At 37.5% G+C, this 20,236-nt stretch carries 14 protein-coding genes; 8 read left to right on the forward strand and 6 right to left on the reverse strand.

Features of this window, described 5'->3' with window-relative positions; translation table 11 throughout:
• Positions 1–63 precede the first annotated feature (63 nt).
• Positions 64–1,245, forward strand: coding sequence for an asparagine synthetase B (locus tag WC623_RS01630; protein WP_372848966.1), 1,182 nt, complete (start codon positions 64–66; stop codon positions 1,243–1,245).
• Here the strand turns inward: WC623_RS01630 and WC623_RS01635 are convergent.
• From WC623_RS01635 to lpxK, 3 genes are read right to left on the reverse strand one after another with little or no spacing between them, the layout of a single operon-like run.
• Positions 1,242–3,266 (reverse strand): putative porin, encoded by a 2,025-nt coding sequence (locus tag WC623_RS01635; RefSeq protein WP_372847785.1) that lies wholly within the window; start codon positions 3,264–3,266, stop codon positions 1,242–1,244. The two genes, WC623_RS01630 and WC623_RS01635, sit on opposite strands and share 4 nt — an antisense overlap.
• Positions 3,266–4,081, reverse strand: a complete 816-nt coding sequence (locus tag WC623_RS01640; protein WP_372847786.1) for a purine-nucleoside phosphorylase — start codon at positions 4,079–4,081, stop codon at positions 3,266–3,268. Before WC623_RS01640 ends, WC623_RS01635 begins: the two co-directional genes overlap by 1 nt.
• Positions 4,053–5,114, reverse strand: a complete 1,062-nt coding sequence (lpxK, locus tag WC623_RS01645; protein ID WP_372847787.1) for a tetraacyldisaccharide 4'-kinase — start codon at positions 5,112–5,114, stop codon at positions 4,053–4,055. Before lpxK ends, WC623_RS01640 begins: the two co-directional genes overlap by 29 nt.
• 116 nt (positions 5,115–5,230) lie before the next feature.
• Between lpxK and pruA the strand changes: the two genes are divergently transcribed.
• The 7 genes from pruA (at position 5,231) to WC623_RS01680 (ending at position 17,494) form a co-directional block, all read left to right on the forward strand.
• Positions 5,231–6,859 (forward strand): L-glutamate gamma-semialdehyde dehydrogenase, encoded by a 1,629-nt coding sequence (gene pruA / locus WC623_RS01650; RefSeq protein WP_372848968.1) that lies wholly within the window; start codon positions 5,231–5,233, stop codon positions 6,857–6,859.
• 238 nt (positions 6,860–7,097) lie between these two features.
• Complete coding sequence (locus tag WC623_RS01655; RefSeq protein WP_372847788.1) at positions 7,098–7,691, forward strand: RNA polymerase sigma factor; 594 nt, start codon at positions 7,098–7,100, stop codon at positions 7,689–7,691.
• Positions 7,692–7,805: 114 nt separating this feature from the next.
• Positions 7,806–8,957, forward strand: coding sequence for a FecR family protein (locus WC623_RS01660; protein ID WP_372847789.1), 1,152 nt, complete (start codon positions 7,806–7,808; stop codon positions 8,955–8,957).
• A gap of 245 nt (positions 8,958–9,202) precedes the next feature.
• Positions 9,203–12,691, forward strand: coding sequence for a TonB-dependent receptor (locus WC623_RS01665; RefSeq protein ID WP_372847790.1), 3,489 nt, complete (start codon positions 9,203–9,205; stop codon positions 12,689–12,691).
• 10 nt (positions 12,692–12,701) lie between these two features.
• Complete coding sequence (locus WC623_RS01670) at positions 12,702–14,540, forward strand: RagB/SusD family nutrient uptake outer membrane protein (RefSeq protein ID WP_372847791.1); 1,839 nt, start codon at positions 12,702–12,704, stop codon at positions 14,538–14,540.
• An 11-nt stretch (positions 14,541–14,551) separates the two neighbouring features.
• Entirely contained in the window at positions 14,552–15,439 is an 888-nt protein-coding gene (locus WC623_RS01675) for a DUF5017 domain-containing protein (protein WP_372847792.1), read from the forward strand.
• 9 nt (positions 15,440–15,448) lie between these two features.
• Positions 15,449–17,494: an FAD-dependent oxidoreductase gene (locus WC623_RS01680; RefSeq protein WP_372847793.1), complete on the forward strand. Its 2,046-nt coding sequence runs from the start codon at positions 15,449–15,451 to the stop codon at positions 17,492–17,494.
• A gap of 75 nt (positions 17,495–17,569) precedes the next feature.
• On the opposite strand, the gene WC623_RS01685 is transcribed toward WC623_RS01680, so the two are convergent.
• From WC623_RS01685 to WC623_RS01695, 3 genes are all read right to left on the reverse strand, one after another.
• Positions 17,570–17,776: a hypothetical protein gene (locus WC623_RS01685; RefSeq protein WP_372847794.1), complete on the reverse strand. Its 207-nt coding sequence runs from the start codon at positions 17,774–17,776 to the stop codon at positions 17,570–17,572.
• A 143-nt stretch (positions 17,777–17,919) separates the two neighbouring features.
• Entirely contained in the window at positions 17,920–18,591 is a 672-nt protein-coding gene (locus WC623_RS01690; RefSeq protein WP_372847795.1) for a carbonic anhydrase, read from the reverse strand.
• Positions 18,592–18,597: 6 nt separating this feature from the next.
• Positions 18,598–20,202 carry a SulP family inorganic anion transporter gene (locus tag WC623_RS01695; protein ID WP_372847796.1) on the reverse strand — a complete coding sequence of 535 codons (1,605 nt, stop codon included), beginning with the start codon at positions 20,200–20,202 and terminating at the stop codon, positions 18,598–18,600.
• Positions 20,203–20,236 lie beyond the last annotated feature (34 nt).

Below are 20,236 nucleotides of genomic sequence, written 5' to 3' on the forward strand. Positions count from 1 at the left end.
AGTCTTTTATTTTTTTTCTTGTTACTTAGCGTTGGCCTTAGAGCGTCGTCTATTCTTATATATATGGATGAGGATCAGAAGAACCACCTCAAAGCCTATGGCCTTGCTTATTGGGGGATAAAACAACAGGCAGACGTGAGCTGGCTTCTAAACTACAGGGGTGGCAGTTTTTTAATTAAGTATAATAAAATTGTGGAAGATGAATGTAAAGCCCGTGGAGTATCCTATCAGGTACTTCCTGACGGCAAAGTGACTTCTATTCTTAACGAAATCAGTGATCCCCAGGTTAATATGGAAATGGTAAAATTGGAAAAAGCTCCTAAAATGGCTGTATATTCTCCAAAAAGCAAATTACCATGGGATGATGCCGTAACACTTGTGCTGACCTACGCTGAAATACCTTACGATATAATCTATGATGATGAGGTATTGAAAGATAAACTTTCGGGATACGATTGGCTACACCTGCACCATGAAGACTTTACCGGGCAATATGGTCGTTTTTGGAGTTCCTTTAGAAATGCGACATGGTACAGGGAAGATGTAAAAAATCAGGAAGCTGCAGCTAAGCGCAATGGGTTTAAAAAGGTATCTGAAATGAAACTGGCAGTTGCAAAAAGAATAAAAGAGTTTTGTACAGGAGGAGGCTTTTTGTTTGCCATGTGTTCTGGGACTGACAGCTTTGACATTGCTTTAAGTGCTGACGGGATTGACATCTGTGAAAGAATGTTTGATGGTGATCCTGCTGACGCACAGGCACAGGCTAAACTTAACTTTAACAGGACTTTTGCTTTTAAAGATTTCCAGCTCGACTTGAATCCTTCTAATTATGAGTTCTCGGATATTGATGTGACCCAGACCAGGACATTAAAAGAGGATAACGATTACTTTACCTTATTTGATTTTTCGGCCAAATGGGATCTTGTACCAACTATGCTCACTCAGAACCACGATAAGGTTATTAAAGGATTCATGGGACAAACTACAGCTTTTAGAAAGCGTTTGGTGAAACCTAGTATTACTGTACTGGGTGAAAACAAAGGAGCCGAAGAAGTACGTTACCTAAATGGCGAGATTGGGAAAGGTCAGTTTACTTTTTATGGTGGACATGATCCTGAAGATTACCAGCATGCAGTTGGCGATCCTCCTACAGATTTAAACCTGCACCCGAATTCTCCGGGATACAGATTGATATTGAATAATGTATTGTTTCCAGCCGCTAAAAAGAAACCTCAGAAGACCTAATCATAGAAATTCCACTGCACACCGAATTTGAACAGCATTCTGTCTTGCATTGGATACTGATTGATAGTATAATACCCTTTACTAGGGAAGCCCTGATTCACGTAATCACATTTTACAAACAAATTCGCTTTTCTTAGGCTTGCTTTTACCCAGACATCAACAATTGGTGTTGAACCAGATGGGGTATTGTTTCCTACATAAAACTGACTTGAAGCCGGAGAATATGAATAGTTCTTATACGGCGTATTGTAACGCACATCAAAACCTACATGAGTCTTAAGTGCCTTGAAAAAGGTTTGTCTAACATAAAAGGTATTAAATGTATAGAACTCTGGAGTTCGTAGTATAGATGGATTATCTGTTTTCTGATATACGATATAACTCTCCAGATTGAACCTGCCGAACTCGAACTTCTTACCTATTGCAATCTTCAATAGATTGATACTTCCGTTAACCTGAGCTGGCATAATGGTAATGCTATCTACACTGCTTGTATTTGCATCTGTAACTCTATTTTTAAAATACAGGTAGTTGGTAATCAAGTAGTAATTTGCGGTAGCATCCAATTTCAACTTATCATTCAGATACTTAAACGATAAGTTAACCGTTTTGGTCCGGTCGAAATCGTTAAGCCAGCTATAATGGTTACCGAAATATCTGTTGTATATTTCTTCAGGTGACTTGTTTTGAAAATACCCTCCCAATACTACCCTTCCTACTTTATTACTCAGCAATACATTACTTTTAGCTTCGTAAAGGAAGTCGCCCATATTCCTGCCTTGAAATATCTGTTCTACATCGACATTTAAGTCAATACGATTACTAAATCTATATCCAGCAGAGCCCAGCAAAGTTATATTTTGAAAAGTTGAGGTATAATTATAAAAGTTAGTTCTGTCTTTATACATCCCTAACTGATTATATTTATAATACTCATGCCTTATTCCGGCATCCAGTTTCAACTCATTTTTGATTACTGAACTTGATTTTGCTCTTAGGAAAAAGCTATATATAAACTCATTATAAATCCTGGAGTAACTGGTACTATCGTTCGTAAAAGTGCTATCTGCAAATCCTTTTGGAATTACTGAATGATCATCAACTTCGTCTTTTTGAAAGGCGTATGAATTTTTATCGTACTTAAACGTATAGGTAATTTTATTAGTTGGTAATATCTTGTCAGATATTTCCTGAGCAGTACTATCAATACGTCCAACGAAATACGACTGTTTAACTAACAGCGATCCCTGACGCCATATTTGTCTTGAATTATTTAAGTTGGTTCGCTCTGCTATTCTATTAATTATCTGATCAGCCGGAGCAGTATAAATTTCCTTGTTGGCTACCGAACCATTCTCTGCTGCTTTTAAAGTATTAAAAACGGCGTTGGTCCATAAGTTATAACGCTTATTTGGTGATTGGTACCAGGTGAAAAGTGCACCATTCAGATCATCTCCCCTTTGTCTTGAATATACTCCATTCGCTCCAATCCGGTTAAAGTTGGCCCCTATATTAAAATTCTTCTTTACGTTTTGCGAGTGTATAACTCTAAAAACCTGTTCTGCATCGCCAGCAGCTACATAATACAAACTGGTAAAAGGAGTCCTGGCCTGATAATATCTAATATCATCGTGTGTAAGTGCATAAAAATCCAATGCGTGAAAACCCGGATTGAAGCCGATTGTTTTTACAGGCTCAAATAACATAGGCATAGCTGCCAATCCTAAATTTCCTGTACTTACAGTTGGCATGCGTGGCTGAACTAATGCACTGAAATTATGGAACCCATTTAGACTGGTATCTAAAGCCAGCGTTTGAATACTATCTTTGGTTAGCTTGAGCGTGGTATAGCGTACATATTTCGAAGTAAACACTACTGAATCCAGCCCCTCTTCCTCTTTCTTTCTTAAAGAATCCAGCTCTTTATTGTCTCTTACTGTAGTTTTTAAATCCTGTGCCAGCAAAGGCTCTGCACCAATACTTAACAGTAGTAAAACAAATAAAACAATGTGTTTATACATTATAAGGTAGAGATTAACTGGCTCAATATTTTAGTCATCTTCGGTTCAGCAATTTTAGCAGTCTCCAGAATTTCTTCCAAACTTACAGGTTTTAATACATCAGTAAAACCCTCATCTGTTAAAACTGATATGGCAAATACCGGTACTGCCATATGGTTCGCAACGATTACTTCTGGTACGGTACTCATGCCTACTGCATCACCCCCGATTATGCTCAGGTATTTATATTCCGCTTTAGTTTCTAAATTAGGGCCAGTTACAGAGACATACACTCCCTGGTGACAAGCTATCTTTTCAGCTTTAGCTATTTCCATCGCAGCAGCTATCATCTTACGGTTATAAGGCTCACTCATATCCGGGAATCGCGGCCCCATATCTGCATCATTATGCCCTCTTAGGGGGCTTTCAGGTTGTAGATTAATGTGATCATTAATGATCATCAGATCACCTTTTTTGAAATCAGAATTCAATGAACCCGCAGCGTTAGAAACAAATAAACGTTTGATGCCTAAAGCTTTCATTGCCCTGATTGGGAAAGTGATCTGCTGCATGCTATAACCCTCATAATAATGCAAACGACCCTGCATTGCGATGACCTTTTTACCTTGTAAAGTTCCAAATATGAGTTTTCCAGAATGAAACTCCAGCGTAGAAATTGGGAAATTGGGAATATTGGAATACATTAAATTATATTCCACCTCTATTTCACTAACCAGTCCGCCAAGACCTGTTCCCAATACAATTCCAAACTCTGGTTCAAAGTTATCGGTTTTGCGCTTTATATATTCAACGGTTTCGTGTAGTGCTTGAAACATAGTTTAAAATCTTTTGATCAAATGTAACTTTATCTTCTTTCTGCAAATCAATTTCTATTGACAAATAAAAGATCGGTAAATTTAACAGTAATTCTTTGAAAGTAATACCTAATAAACGCTGTGCGTCCTTTTCTGTTGTTATAATGATTTTTTCTTTTCCAGTTGTGTTATTAAACGCATTTACAAGATTTTCGATATTCTGCTTGCTAAAACTATGATGATCCGGATAATCATGATGTTGAATATTTGCGGAATAACCTTTCAAATGATTTAACAAAGGCAAAGGATTGGCTATACCGGTAATTAGAAACACTTCAGTATTGTCACTAATGACATTACAGGATTTTGTCTCTTCAGAAAATAAATGCTTTAAATTTCCGTAAGTGATATAAGAGAAAGTGGTTAACTGATTCGGCTTAGGGTTGAATTTTTGAGTACATTTTGATCTTTCTGTGCGCTTTAGCTCTTCTGGTCCCTTAGTAACCATCAATACATCTGCTCTTTTATATCCATAAAAAGGTTCTCTCAGATTTCCTGCAGGTAATAAAAATTGTGGATTCTGAAGTTTTTGGTATTCAAATAATAGAATACTTAATCCTGGTTTTACACTACGGTGTTGATAGGCATCATCCAATAGAATAAGATCATGATTATCTTTCAGCAGATTAATTCCTTTTACACGGTCTTCACATACAGCCACTGTAATATGTGGGAATTTGTTATAAAACTGCATAGGTTCATCACCTATGCTTTGAGCTGTTGCAGTCTGGTCGGCCAGGATAAAACCTTTGGTTTGTCGGCCATATCCTCTACTCAATATCGCGATTTTATGCCCATCGAGTAAGCGGACCAGATATTCCGTAACCGGGCTTTTTCCTGAGCCTCCTACAACCAGGTTTCCTACACAAATTACGGGGAGATTAAATTGGGTTGATTTGAACAGGCCGAGATCATACAGCTTATTTCTGAATATAATTACCATCCCATACAGGATTGAAAAAGGGAATAAAAGTAATCTCAGGTATCTAATCATGCTCAAGGTTCAAAAATAAGAATTATTACAGCGTATTTGCATGAATATATTACAGAATGAGCATTACCAACGAAATAAAAATAAACGCTACCTTTGCAGAAACAACTTATTATAACATGCTTAAAGGATTTTTTAACGTACCAGTTCCTGTTAACGAGCCCATTTTGGGTTACGCTCCGGGAAGTAAAGAACGTGAACTTTTAATGGCAGCTATTGCCGATGCCCGTGCAAAACAGATTGATATACCAATGCATATTGCGGGTAAAGAAGTACACACGGAAAATAAAGGAAAGGTTACTCCTCCACACGATCATCAACATGTACTTGCTCAATTTAGCAAAGGTGAAAAAGCACATGTAACTCAAGCTATTGATGCTGCTTTGGCTGCTAAGGCTGATTGGGAAAATCTTGCCTGGGAACATCGTGCAGCTGTATTTTTAAAAGCAGCAGATTTAATTGCTGGTCCTTATCGTTATAAATTAAATGCAGCAACAATGCTTGGTCAGTCTAAAAATGCTTACCAGGCTGAGATCGACTCTGCTTGTGAGCTGATTGACTTCTTGCGTTTTAACGTGAGCTATATGTCTGAAATCTATAAGCAACAGCCTCCTGTTTCTCCGAAAGGTTCCTGGAACAGAGTTGAGCAACGTCCGCTTGAGGGTTTTGTATTCGCTTTAACTCCATTTAACTTTACAGCTATTGCAGGCAACTTGCCTACTTCTGCTGCTATGATGGGTAATGTTGTGGTTTGGAAACCAGCAAATACACAGATCTATTCAGCGAATGTTTTAATGGAAATCTTTAAAGAAGCTGGCTTGCCTGATGGTGTTATTAACCTTGTTTATGTTTCTGGTCCTGATGCAGGTGATGTCATTTTTAGTCACCCTGATTTTGCGGGTATACACTTTACTGGTTCTACTGGCGTTTTCCAAAATATCTGGAACACGATTGGAAACAATATTCATAAATACAAAACTTATCCGCGTATTGTTGGAGAAACTGGTGGTAAGGATTTTATCCTTGTTCATGGTTCTGCTGAAGCTGAAGCTTCAAGCACAGCAATTATTCGTGGGGCTTTTGAATATCAAGGACAAAAGTGTTCTGCAGCTTCTCGCGTTTATGTTGCTAAAAGCGTTTGGCCTAAGGTTAAAGAATTTATGTTACGTGACCTTGCAACCTTTAAAATGGGTGGCACAGAAGATTTCGGAAACTTTATCAATGCAGTTATTGACGAGAATTCATTTAACAAGCTAGCTAAATATATTGACGAAGCTAAAAATGATAAATCTGTAGATGTTATTGCTGGTGGTGGTTACGATAAGAGCAAAGGTTATTTTATTGAACCCACTGTTCTGGTTGTAGATGATCCGAAATATACAACAATGTGCGAAGAGTTGTTCGGACCTGTTTTAACTATCTATGTTTATGATGACAAAGATTTTGACAAGGTTTTAGAGATTATTGACACGACTTCAATATATGCTTTAACGGGTGCTGTTATTGCTCAGGATCGTTATGCTATTGAGAAAGCTACTCATGCGTTAAGAAACGCTGCTGGTAACTTCTACATCAATGATAAATGTACTGGTGCAGTGGTTGGTCAGCAACCATTTGGTGGTGCAAGAGGTTCTGGCACGAACGACAAGGCCGGTTCTATGATCAACTTGTTACGTTGGGTATCGCCACGTACGATTAAAGAAACTTTTGATATGCCTAAGGATTACCGTTATCCGTTTTTAGGTTAAAGGGAAAAAATAACCATTCTCACTCGGAGTCTGGCATCTTTTCTGAAGAAGAAAAGCGCCTGAGGCCTCCTCGGAGAAGGTGATTTTTCTTTCACAAAGTGCAGAAAAGCCTCCTGACAGTGAATCAGGAGGCTTTTCTTTTTCACGACGTTTTAGTTCAAAATAATTAACATATTTACAATATTAGAGAATGTTGAAAAGCGTAAGCTTTATGCCAGATATAACTTAGATCGAACAAATGGATAAATATAAAGGATATAATGAAAGTGAACTGATATCCATGTTACAGCAAGGAGATCAGCAAGCTTTAAGCACTTTATATTACCTACATGTCAAACAACTCAAGTACTATGCTCAGCGTACAGCTCAATCTCCATTTTTAGCTGAAGACATTGTACATGATACATTTGTTAAAGTCTGGGAGAATCGATTGTTAATTGATCCCTTAAGGCCATTTAAACCTTATCTTTTTACCATTGCAAAAAGGAATTTGCTGAACATGCTTAAACGGGCTCAGCATGAAACAGCTATTATGTCGGAAATCAGGGGATATTCATCTGATGATGAAAATACAACCGAACTTCAGGTAGATTATAATGAAAGTAATGCGCTTATTACAGAAGCTATAAGTAACCTTAACGGACAGGTTAAGGAAGTTTTTGTCCGTTGTCGCCTCAAAGGACTGACTTACAAGCAGACAGCCCAGGAACTGGGGATAACCGAAAGTACGGTCAACAAACATATGAACAAGGCGCTGACTTTAATCAGAGAATATATGAACACCAAAAATGCAGTTTCCATCCTTCTGACCTGCATTTCCTTGATAAAATAGATTTATTTACTTTTTTTTTCTAATTGACTGGATGCTTATTGCTTCCCAATTGTATTAGTTATAAAAAGCAGTAATACCTTGAATACAGAAATTATCAGTCTATTTCAAAAATATTTGAATAAACAATGTAATCCGCAGCAGCTTGAAATGGTTTTGCGCATCATTGAAGAAGGTCAACATCAGGCAGAGTGGGATGCAGCATTATCTCAGGACGCAATTGAAGTGATGAATGCTGAAGATTTGGATTTAGCCATTGGTAATGAACAGATTTTGAATTTGAATGAACGCATTCTTTATACCATAAATAATTCTCCTGCGGTTATTCAACTATCAAACCGCAAACGTATTTTACGTCGTATAGCTATTGCAGCTTCTGTCCTATTGTGTTCTGCCATAGGTTTATATTTTTACAAAATAAATCACAATAAACAGACTCAACAACCCAATACTTATACCAGCGATATTGTCCCCGGTAAGCAAGGTGCGACACTAACACTCGCCAATGGCAAAAAGATTATACTATCTCATGCTGTAAATGGTGAACTTGCCAAAGAAGCAGGAGTAGTGATTTCCAAAACAGATGATGGCCAGCTTGTTTATGACATTATTGATAACGGTGTCGAATCTAGCCGTATTAATACTTTATCTACTTCTAATGGTGAGACTTACAAGATCCGTTTACCTGACCATAGCGAAGTTTGGCTAAATGCGGCTTCAACACTTAAATTTCCAACATCATTTTCTTCATCAAAACAACGTAAGGTTGAATTGATTGGGGAAGGCTACTTTGAAATTGCAAAAGATAAATCCAAACCCTTTATTGTAAAAACGGCCGAACAGGAAGTTGAAGTTTTGGGTACACATTTTAATATCAATTCTTATCTGGAGGAAGCATCAGTCAAAACGACCCTGATTGAAGGTAGCATCAAAATATCTGGAAAAAGTAGCTCCAGAATTTTAAAACCAGGTCAACAATCCACCTTCTCCGGAAAGGGAGATATTCTATTAACTGATGCCGATGTAGATGCTGCCATTGCCTGGAAAAATAACCAGTTTATGTTCGACAGTGAGAACATCCAGGTAATTATGCGAATGATTGCACGCTGGTATAACGTAGATATTGAATATGTCGGAGAGATATCAGATGAAAAGTTTGGTGGTGGGGTATCCAGATTCGACGATGTTTCTAAAGTGCTGAAGTCTTTAGAATCCACTAATAAAGTTCATTTTAAAATTGAAGGTAAAAAAATACTTGTTTCAAAATAGTCCTACATAAAGGAATCAAATCATCAACAGAATAACCAATCAACATTATAATAACCTAAACCAAAAAACATGAAGAATTTTCTACTCCTGGATAGCTGAGCCAGCTCATAAGATATAAAAAGCCAAAAGTGCGTCTAACACTCCTGGCTTTAATCTGGTTCCGTTAATAATAAATTATCAAAGTTTAATGCAGCATACCCAAGCTTCGAAACAACAGGTAAACTGCTCAAAACCAAACTAAACAAATGTATAAAAATTATACCAACAAAACCGGTATGCCGGATAGGCATATCGCTAAACTATGGCTCATTATGCGATTGACCACCGTAATATTAATAGCTACATTCCTGCAGGTTAGCGCGTCCGGCTATTCGCAGAAAATAAGTTTATCTAAATCTGATGCCTCTTTAAAAGTGGTTCTAAAAGAACTTAGAAACCAAAGTGGCTATATCTTTTTGTATACAGATAACCTCTTGAAAATGGCTAATCCCATTGATATTAAGGTGAACAATGCGGATTTCAATGAGGTACTTAAAAAGGTATTTGAACACCAACCCCTAACCTATTCCATCAATGATAAAACGATTACGATAAAGGAAAAAGACCGATTGCTCATAAATGTGGCTTCCGTAATTGATATCTCAGGAAAAGTTACTGATAAAAATGGCGAACCTATAGCTGGGGTTACTATAGGTATAAAAGGAGGCAAAACGATTGCCTTAAGTAATGGAAAAGGTCTCTATTCTATAAAATCTGCTAATGACAATGGGATTTTGGTTTTCTCTTATTTGGGATTTACAACTCAGGAGGTGGCAATTAACGGGCGAACTGTAATCAACGTTAAGCTAATGGAAGAGGTCAACAAGCTTGATCAGGTGGTTGTAATTGGTTATGGTACTGTAAGCCGTAAGGATTTAACAGGATCAGTAGGTTCTGTGAATATGGTGGATATGGCAAAAGCGCCAGTTACCTCTTTTGATGAAGCTTTAGCAGGCCGTGTAGCGGGGGTTACCGTTTCGGGGGCAGATGGACAGCCTGGAGCAGTGAACAATATTGTTATTCGCGGCCCAGGATCTATTACCCAAGACAACTCTCCTCTATATGTTGTTGATGGTTTCCCTCTTGAAGATTCGGATAACAGTAACATTAACCCTGCGGATATTGAATCCATTGATATATTGAAAGATGCTTCTTCTACCGCAATTTATGGATCAAGAGGTGCGAATGGGGTTATTATTATTACTACAAAAAAAGGAAAAAAGGGTGCACCTGTTATCAATATCAGTTCCTATTATGGATTGCATGACAATAGCAAACGGATGAAAATGCTCTCTCCATATGATTTTGTAAAGGTTCAGCTAGAGCAAACACAAGGAGCTACAATTAATACTGCTGCCAATCTTTATACACCAGGCGATCTTCCGGTTACGGACCCTTATTATAAAGCAGACGGAAATACCCTAGAATCATATCGCTCCGTAAAAGGGACTGACCTTCAAGATCAATTTTTTAGAACTGCTGCCGTACAAAACTATGATATGTCTGTCCGGGGTGGCTCTGATAAAACCTTATATTCTATCTCCGCAAATATCAGGGATTCTGAAGGAATTATTATTAATTCTGGTCTTAAACGCTATCAAGGACGGATTTCATTAGATCAAACTATCAATAACAAATTTGTTGTCGGTACCAACATCAATTACAGCCAGAATACAACTTATGGCACCATACAAATTCCTGTTGATGGAACATTTAATGCCTCTTTAAGTCAAATGTATTCTGTTTGGGGATACAGACCTGTTACTGGTTTGGAAGAGTTGGATCTTGAAGACGAATTGTTTGACCCTATCGTTACGGGTGACGACTATAGGTTTAATCCCATAATTTCAGCTAAAAACACTTTAAGAGAAAATAAGGCTACAAGTTTTTATGCAAATGTTTATGGCGAGTACACCATTTTAAAAGGTTTAAAGTTAAAGATTACTGGTGCAATGACCGACAGGCTTTCCACTTCGCAATCATTCAATAATTCATTAACAAGTGCCGGCAGCCCACTTAATAGTTCTACAAGAGGCGTAAATGGTTCTGTATATGACGTCTCTACTAAGAATTTACTAAACGAAAACACACTAACCTATAGAAAGACTTTTAATAAAGATCATAGCATTACAGCTTTAGCTGGTTATACAGTACAAACCAACAAATATTTTAGGAGAGGTTTTTCATCTAGTTTAATACCAAATGAAAGCCTGGGAATTGATGGTTTAGACGAAGGTATTACACAAGTTGGTAGTACAGCTAGCAGTCCATGGGGATTGATTTCCTACTTAGGACGTTTAAATTACGCTTATAAAGGCAAGTACCTATTCACAACGTCCTTTCGCTCAGACGGTTCATCAAAGTTTGTTGCAGATAACCGCTGGGGATATTTTCCATCTGCTGCATTCGCATGGAATGCCAGTAAAGAATCCTTTTTCAAGAACATAACTTTTATAAGCAATGCTAAATTCAGAGCAAGTTATGGCTCTACTGGGAACAATCGTATTGGTGATTTTGATTACCTGACCCGGATTTCATTCCCGCTTTCCTCTGGGTATCCTTATAACAACTCGACCACCACTAAAGGGGCAATGATTACTGCAATTGGAAACCCTAATTTGAAATGGGAAACAACAAACCAGGCAGATCTGGGGGTTGATTTAGGTTTCTTTAAGGAGAGAATTAGTTTAACAGTGGATGTTTATGATAAGCGTACAAACAACTTATTATTAAATGCTGATTTACCAACTACAACTGGTGTAAGTTCAGCTTTTAAGAATATCGGAAAAATGCGAAACAGAGGTTTGGAGATTAGTTTAAACACGGTAAACCTGAACTCAAAAGCTTTTACATGGTCTACTAATTTTAACATCAGTTTCAATAAGAATGAGGTCCTTTCTTTAACTGAAAACCAAAATGCATTAACCAGACAAGTACGTTGGAACGACAGTTATATTGGGGTGTATAGCTATATATCTATGGTTGGACAACCATTGGGACAGATGTATGGTTTGGTATCTGACGGTCTTTACCAATTATCAGATTTTGACATCGATGCCAATGGTGGATATATTTTAAATAACAATGTTATTGCTAATGGAAATGCAAGGACGACCATTAAACCAGGGCATATTAAGTACAAGGACATAAATGGTGATGGTATCATTAACACAAGTGATTACACCATAATTGGTCGTGGTTTGCCTAAACATACTGGCGGACTAACTAACAATTTCTCTTATAAAGGTTTCGATTTGAATGTTTTGTTTCAATGGTCTTATGGTAACGATTTAATTAATGCTAACAGGTTAATATTTGAAGGCAGTAGTCAAAGGAACTTAAACCAGTTTGCCACTTATGCAAACCGATGGTCTTTAGAAAACCAAAGCAGTATCATTCCAGTTGTTGGTGGTGCAGGTCCAGCAAACTATTCGACCAGAGTAATTGAAGATGGCTCTTACCTAAGGCTAAAAACGGTATCACTAAGTTACAATGTGCCAAATTCTTTAACTCAAAAACTAGGAATAAAAAATCTTAGAGTATACAGTTCGGCTCAAAATCTAATAACCTGGACAAATTACTCCGGACCTGATCCAGAAGTATCTGTTGGCTTTTCTAACCTAACACAAGGTTTTGATTATGCAGCATATCCACGTGCCAGGACAATTATTTTCGGTTTAAATCTTTCTTTATAATTCAAAGATTATGAGACATCTAATAAAATTTTACATCATAGCATTCATTTCGATCAGCACTTCTTGTCAGAAAGTTCTGGATACGAAACCAACTGATTTTTTAAGTCCGCTTAATTATTACAATACAGCAGAAGAACTGCAAAATGGCCTGAACGGTGTATACAACGTCCTTGGAAGTAAAACACTTTACGGAAGAGATATCCTATATGGATTTTATGCACAAAGTGACGAAGAAGCATTTAATATCTGGCTATCTAGTGGAGCCCTTGCATATTGCTTTTATCAATACACCGCTTCTACTCCTGAAGTAGGAACTTTCTGGGCATCGTTGTATACTGGTATTAATGGCGCTAATACTTTGTTAGCCAATATCAATAAACCTAATATGCCTGAAGCTCAAAGAGAAAAAATAAAAGGTGAAGCCTTATTTTTACGCGGCTATTATTACTTTTTATTGGTGACAAACTTTGGAGATGTGCCATTGATCACCACTCCATCAAACTCTGTAACAGATGTAAACATTAAACGCAGTCCCGTAAAAGAGGTATATGAACAGATTCTATCCGACATGACGACGGCTGAAAAGCTCCTGCAGAATCAAAAAGTTACAACTTTAGGTTATAGTGGTAAAGTCACTAAAACTGCTGTGCAGGGGATTCTGGCAAGAGTCTGCTTGCAAATGGCAGGGTATCCGCTATTAGATAAGGCAAAGTACAATGATGCAAAGGCATGGTCTTATAAAGTAATCACTTCAGAAGAGCACCAATTAAACCCCGACTACTCCAACATTTTTATAAAATTAGCCAAAGATGAGTATGATGTTAAGGAAAGCATTTGGGAAGTTGAGTTTTATGGATATGGCATTGGTGGAATAGATGAAACTAATCAGGCGACAGGTCCTTTTATTGGTATTTTATGTTCTGATGAAAAGGTAGGGTATTCATCTGGAAGGGTTAATGCGACGAAGAAACTTTTTGACTCTTATGAGGTTATTAACCCCGCTTCTACTGCAACCATCCGTCCTACTCTTGATTTACGTAGAGACTGGAATTGTGCCAATTACAATTATGGAACTACTACAACAGCTAAATATACTGCGGTAACAAATCCATGGCTTATGAATGCAGGAAAATGGCGCAGAGAATATGAGCTTAGTCCGATGGGTAAGGTAAACGGCATGAACATAACACTTCTAAGGTATTCTGATATACTTTTAATGTATGCTGAAGCTGCTAATGAAGTTTATAGTATGCCTACTGACAGCGCATATACTGCTATTAATTTAGTAAGAAGAAGAGGATATGGCAAAGTACTTAATGGTAATGTGGTAAAAACAATAGCTGTTACCGCACAGGGGACAGGCTATACAACTGCACCTGTGGTAACCATTACAGGGGGCGCTCCATCCTTGAATGCTACAGCAACTGCAGTTATTTCTGCCGGAAAGGTAACAGCAATTAATGTGGTTACGAATGGAAAAAATTATCAGGGAATACCTACAATCACATTAACTGGAGGCGGTGGAACCGGGGCTGTAGCAACAGCAATACTTTCTAATATGAATGATGCGGATATCCCATTAGGATTAAACAAAGAAGATTTCTTTGATCTTATTGTTGATGAACGTTCCAGAGAACTATGTTTTGAAGGTTACAGAAGACCTGATCTTTTGCGCTGGGGAAAATTTGTTTCTATGATGGAATCTTATGCCTCTTATGCTAAAGGTGCCGGTGCTCCTGCCGTTGCTTACAGAGCGGCAGAAAGTATTACCACACGGAATTTGCTAATGCCAATCCCTTCGAAAGAAATAACGCTGAATAAATTACTAACTCAAAACCCTGGATGGTAAATATTATTGATATGAAAAAAGTATATCTAAGCATATTCATAGGGCTACTATTTAGTTCCTGCGATAAAAATGAAGTTCATGAACCGACTTTTGATGTAAGTGTTGACAAATCCAGCTATAATCTGGGCGATACAGTAAAGTTCAAGTTTTCGGGTTCAGTTGATTACCTGACGATGTACTCTGGTGAACCAGGGTTTAAGTACGAGAATAAGGATAGGACTACTGCACCAGGGCAAGTATTACTTAATATAAAGGCCAATTTAAGAAATGGTACGCAACAAAATACACTCAGTTTATTGGCTACAAATGAGCTTGGTACTGCAAGAGAATTGGATGATGTAATGTCTGCTCCCTGGACTGATATTACGGATAGATTTACAATGCCTACGGCGACTACAGGAGTATCTGTCGATATTGGAACCGCGGATCTTACTGATCTAAAAAAAGCTGGCAAGCCATTATATTTAGCTTTTAGATATCGCGGGGTAAATAGTACGAATACCGTACAACCAAATTGGACAATCACGGTATTTAACCTGATCAATAAGGTCGATGAAAAAACATCGTTAACAGTGGGCGCCTTAAGTGCGATGGGCTGGAAAGCTATAAGTGTTAAGAACCCAACTTATGGCTGGACTACAAGTGGAGGACTGTTTACCTCAGCTCCCGCTAAGAACTCTGGAGACACCGAAAACTGGGCAGTTTCAAAAGCGCTATATGTAGACGCTGTGAATAAAGATTATGGTGTATCTATTAAAGATATGATTACAGCTATGCCAAATCAATTTGAATACATTTACCTTACCAAAGGCACTTATAAAGTCACTTTTGCAGGAAAAAACAGCCGTAATAATCAATCTGCTGATGTAGTTAGAGAAGTAGAAATCACCATAAAATAAGGTCAATTAATGAAAAAAATTAATATTCTATTGTTTGCTGCTGGTATAGTACTATTGCAGTTAAACGCTGTTGCTAAAGAAATAAAGCCTGTAGATGTTTGTATCTATGGTGGAAGTTCGGCTGGGATTATTGCAGCATATACCGCTAAGAAAATGGGGAAAACCGTTGTTATTATTGAACCGGGCAAATACCTTGGCGGATTAACTACCGGGGGTTTAGGGGCAACGGACATAGGCAACAAATATGCCATTACAGGATTAGCAAAAGACTTTTACAGGAGATTAGGACAGCATTACGGAAAGTTTGAACAATGGGTTTTTGAACCACATGTGGCTGATAAGGTATATGCTGATATGATTAAAGAAGCAAAGCTGGACATTGTTAAAAACCATAGATTAATTGGTGTAAAAAAACAAGATGGTTATATCACCGAAATAAGTTTGGAGATGTCTGACAATCCAAATGCTGCGACGAATAAAACTGTTAAAGCGAAGATGTTCATTGATTGTACTTATGAGGGTGATTTAATGGCTAAAGCAGGTGTTTCTTATACCTATGGAAGGGAAGCTAATAGCACTTATGGAGAGACTTACAACGGCGTACAATTATCAGATTTTCACCAGATTCCGGATGGTATAGATCCTTATGTTATCCCTGGCAAACCGGAAAGCGGGTTACTTTATGGTATTGGAAAAGGCACTTTAGCACCGACTGGCTCTGGCGATAAGTTAATTCAGGCTTACAATTTCCGTTTGTGTTTAACCCAAGATAAAGGCAATCAAATTCCATTTAGCAAGCCTGAAAACTATAATCCTTCGGATTACACCTTACTGCTTCGTGTAATTGAAAAAGAAGGTTGGAAAGGTATTTTTGGAGATTTTAAATCAAAGACAAAGAGTGGTGTTCTGGAAATAGAAAACAAAGGCAATTTCCTGATTAAGAATATGCCAAATGGAAAGACAGATTTCAACAACTTTGGTGGTTTCTCCACTGACATGATTGGGGCAAACTATGATTATCCAGAGGGAGACTATAATACGAGGAAACAAATCTGGAAAGCTCATGAAGACTATACCAAAGGGATGCTATATTTTTTAGCTCATAACAAGCAAGTTCCGGAATCAGTAAGAAAGGATATGCAGAGCTGGGGGTTTGCTAAAGATGAATTTAAAGATTTAGGGGGCTTCTCTAACCAATTATATGTTCGTGAAGCACGCAGAATGGTTGGCGAAGTAGTCATGACACAAAAGCATTGTGAGGGTGTTGAAGTAATTGATGATGCTATCGGAATGGCTGCCTATGGAATGGATTCGCATAATTGCCAACGTATTGTTGTAAATGGAATGGTAAAGAATGAAGGTGATGTACAGAAACGTGTGCCTAGTCCTTTTCCAATTTCTTACAGAGCTATTGTACCAAAACAAACAGAATGTAAAAACCTGCTTGTTCCAGTTTGTTTATCGGCTTCGCATATTGCCTTTGGATCTATTCGTATGGAGCCGGTATTTATGGTAATGGGGCAATCGGCCGCCACCGCAGCAGTACTGGCTATTGACAAAAAATTACCTGTACAACAGCTAAACGTTAAGGAAATCCAAAAACAGTTAATCGAAGATCCCCTATTGAATAATGGTACTAAAGAAGTTCTGGTCGACAATGATGATAAAGAAAATGTAAAAACCACAGGCGACTGGAGTAATGTTAAAGGCGGATACGGCCATGGTCTGTTTATCAACAAAGGAAAAACAACAGCTATAAGTACGGCTAAATTTATTCCTGAAATTGAAAAAAATGGAAAGCATGAGGTCTATGTGTATGTCCCTAAAATTGCGGGAAGATCTAGTCAAACTACTTTCAGGGTATTTGATGGTAAAACAGATAAGTCAATCTTATTAAAGACCATAGATATCAAAGAACTTGGATTAAGCTCTGGCGAATGGGTTAGCTTAGGTGCCTATAAGTTATCTAAAGGAAAAAATGCTTTTGTAGAAATTTCGACTGAAGGTGCAGATGGGGTTGTAACTGCCGATGCGGTAATTTTTAAACCAATATAAATACCGTGCTATAAAAACGCTTCCCTTTCAAGAAAAGGAGGCGTTTTTATACTTTATAACAAAATATGACCATTCTTAACTTTGACCTGTTAACTGCATATAATACACTACTGTCAACACAACTCCCAAGAGCAAACCAAATACTGAAACAGCATTGACTTTTGCACCTTTATACCAATCTACGATAATAAATAGCATGCCTAATGGTGGAATTAAAGCCAATAAAGAATAAGCTTCCATCATTTCTTTATTCCCTGGTTTTTTATGTTCTGTTTTTTGCATTTCTATAAGTTTTTATAGCATACACCAATATACTGCTTTTTAAAAATCTACGTGCAATAATCCTGCCTAAAAAAGCTATTAAAAAGACAAGGCCTCTGACTTATGTCAAAGGCCTTGTCTTTTTATTTATAAAATATTACCTGTTATTTATGAGCTTGCATTTTAAATACCGGAGAAATATCTTCGGCTCCAGATGCACTTACTTGCAGGTCTTTAATTAAGCCCGTTTCCAGACTATATGCCCAGGCATGAACTGCAAGATCCTGACCCGATGCCCATGCATTTTGCACGATAGACGTACTCATCACATTCGCAGCACCTTCTATTGCATTAAGTTCAACCAAACGGTTTGATCTTTTTACTGGATCTTTAATCGTTTGCATCTCACGCTCATGCATTCTGATAACATCTTTGATATTTCTTAACCAATTGTCAATTAGACCAACCTGTTTGTCGCCCAGAGCAGCATTTATACCTCCACAACCGTAATGACCACAAACGATAATGTGTTTTACTTTTAATACGTTAACTGAATAATCTAACACGCTCAGCAAATTCATATCCGTATGTGTAACCACATTTGCAATATTACGGTGTACGAAAATATCACCAGGCATTGTATTGGTAATTTGATTGGCCGGTACACGGCTATCAGAACATCCGATCCAAAGAACTGGAGGAGCCTGACCAGCTGATAGTCTTTCAAAAAACTTCGGATCTTCTTTAAGCGTTGCAGCTACCCAATCTTTGTTTCCTTGTAATAAACCTTCGTATGTTATTTTGTCTGTATCTTGTTTTTCTAATTTAGCGCACATAATAATTTAATTATTAATTTCTTGTATAACTTCTTCGTTCTTTTTTGGGAATGTATATTGCTTCTTGATATTCTCTAAGACAACAATCGTCCCTTTTGTATAAGCATTATGCTTAAAGTTAAAAATGGTCTCCAACACATCAGGATCGATATATTTGGAATTAGTCCCATCAATAATTACATTGGTTTCTTTAGGAATTTTATTTAATGCAACCTGAATGGCAGCTTTGTTTAGGAAAGACACTTCTTCTGCAAGTTTTATTCTGATATTCTTTTTATCCCCTTCTTCATGGATCTTATAGAAATAAGAGTTCCGCATATTGGTACGCAACAGATAAAACACAGAGAATAGCATACCTACAGCAACACCTTTCAACAGATCGGTAAGCAATACAGCTACAATTGTGATCACGAATGGCACAAACTGATCCCAACCTTTATGAAACATATGTTTAAATAATGCCACTCTTGTAAGTTTATAACCAGTTACTAATAGTATAGCAGCTAAACATGCCAAAGGTATCATATTTATCAGACCTGGAATAAAAAGTAAGGATAAAAGTAACCAACAGCCATGAAAAATTGCACTCATCTTAGTTCTTCCGCCTGAATTCACATTTGCCGAACTACGTACAATAACTGATGTCATAGGTAAGCCCCCTATCAATCCACTAAAAATATTTCCTGTCCCCTGAGCCATTAACTCACGGTTTGTTGGCGAAACCCTTTTTATAGGATCTATTTTATCAACAGCTTCTATACTTAAAAGTGTTTCTAAACTAGCAACCACAGCAATTGTAGCCGCTACAACCCAAACCTTACCATCTAATATAGCAGAGAAATTAGGTGTAGTAAACAAGCCAATAAATTCAGACCAACCATTTACTACTGGTATTTCTACCATTTGTGTTGCACCAAGTGCATATGGAGTACCTTGAAAAGCTACTGCCAGTAAAATCCCTAAAACCACAACCAATAAAGGAGCTGGGATGATACTTAACTTTTTGACCTTAGGCCAAAAAATAAGTACGGCAATCGATAAAGAACTGATCACTATAGCCGCAATTCCGAAGTGACTTAATGCATTTCCAATTGCTGAAAATGTATTTTGGTTATCACTTTGAAAAAAGCTCTCATCACCAAAAAAATCTGAATCGACACCCAATGCATGTGGCAACTGCTTAAGGATTAATGTTAATCCAATAGCGGCAAGCATGCCTTCTATAACACTTGAAGGAAAATAATTTCCGATTGTTCCCCCTTTTAATAAACCTAAAATAAGCTGCATTACTCCTGCCAAAACTACAGCAAGTAAAAATACCTGATAACTCCCTAGTTGTCCGATAGCCCCCAAAACAATTGCCGTAAGTCCGGCAGCAGGTCCACTAACACTGAGTTGTGACCCACTAACACTGGCTACTATAATACCCCCAACAACACCTGTAATAAGTCCAGCGAACAACGGCGCACCTGATGCTAAAGCAATACCTAAACATAAAGGCAAGGCCACTAGAAATACCACGATACTTGCAGGTAAATCCTTTTTTAAATTCTTTTTTAATATATACTTCTTCACTTCCAATCTTGAAAAGACTGAGTTTCCTCTTTGCATAAAACTGAATATTAATGTTTTAACTAATTTTAAA

Source organism: Pedobacter sp., assembly GCF_041645105.1.
GTDB lineage: Bacteria > Bacteroidota > Bacteroidia > Sphingobacteriales > Sphingobacteriaceae > Pedobacter.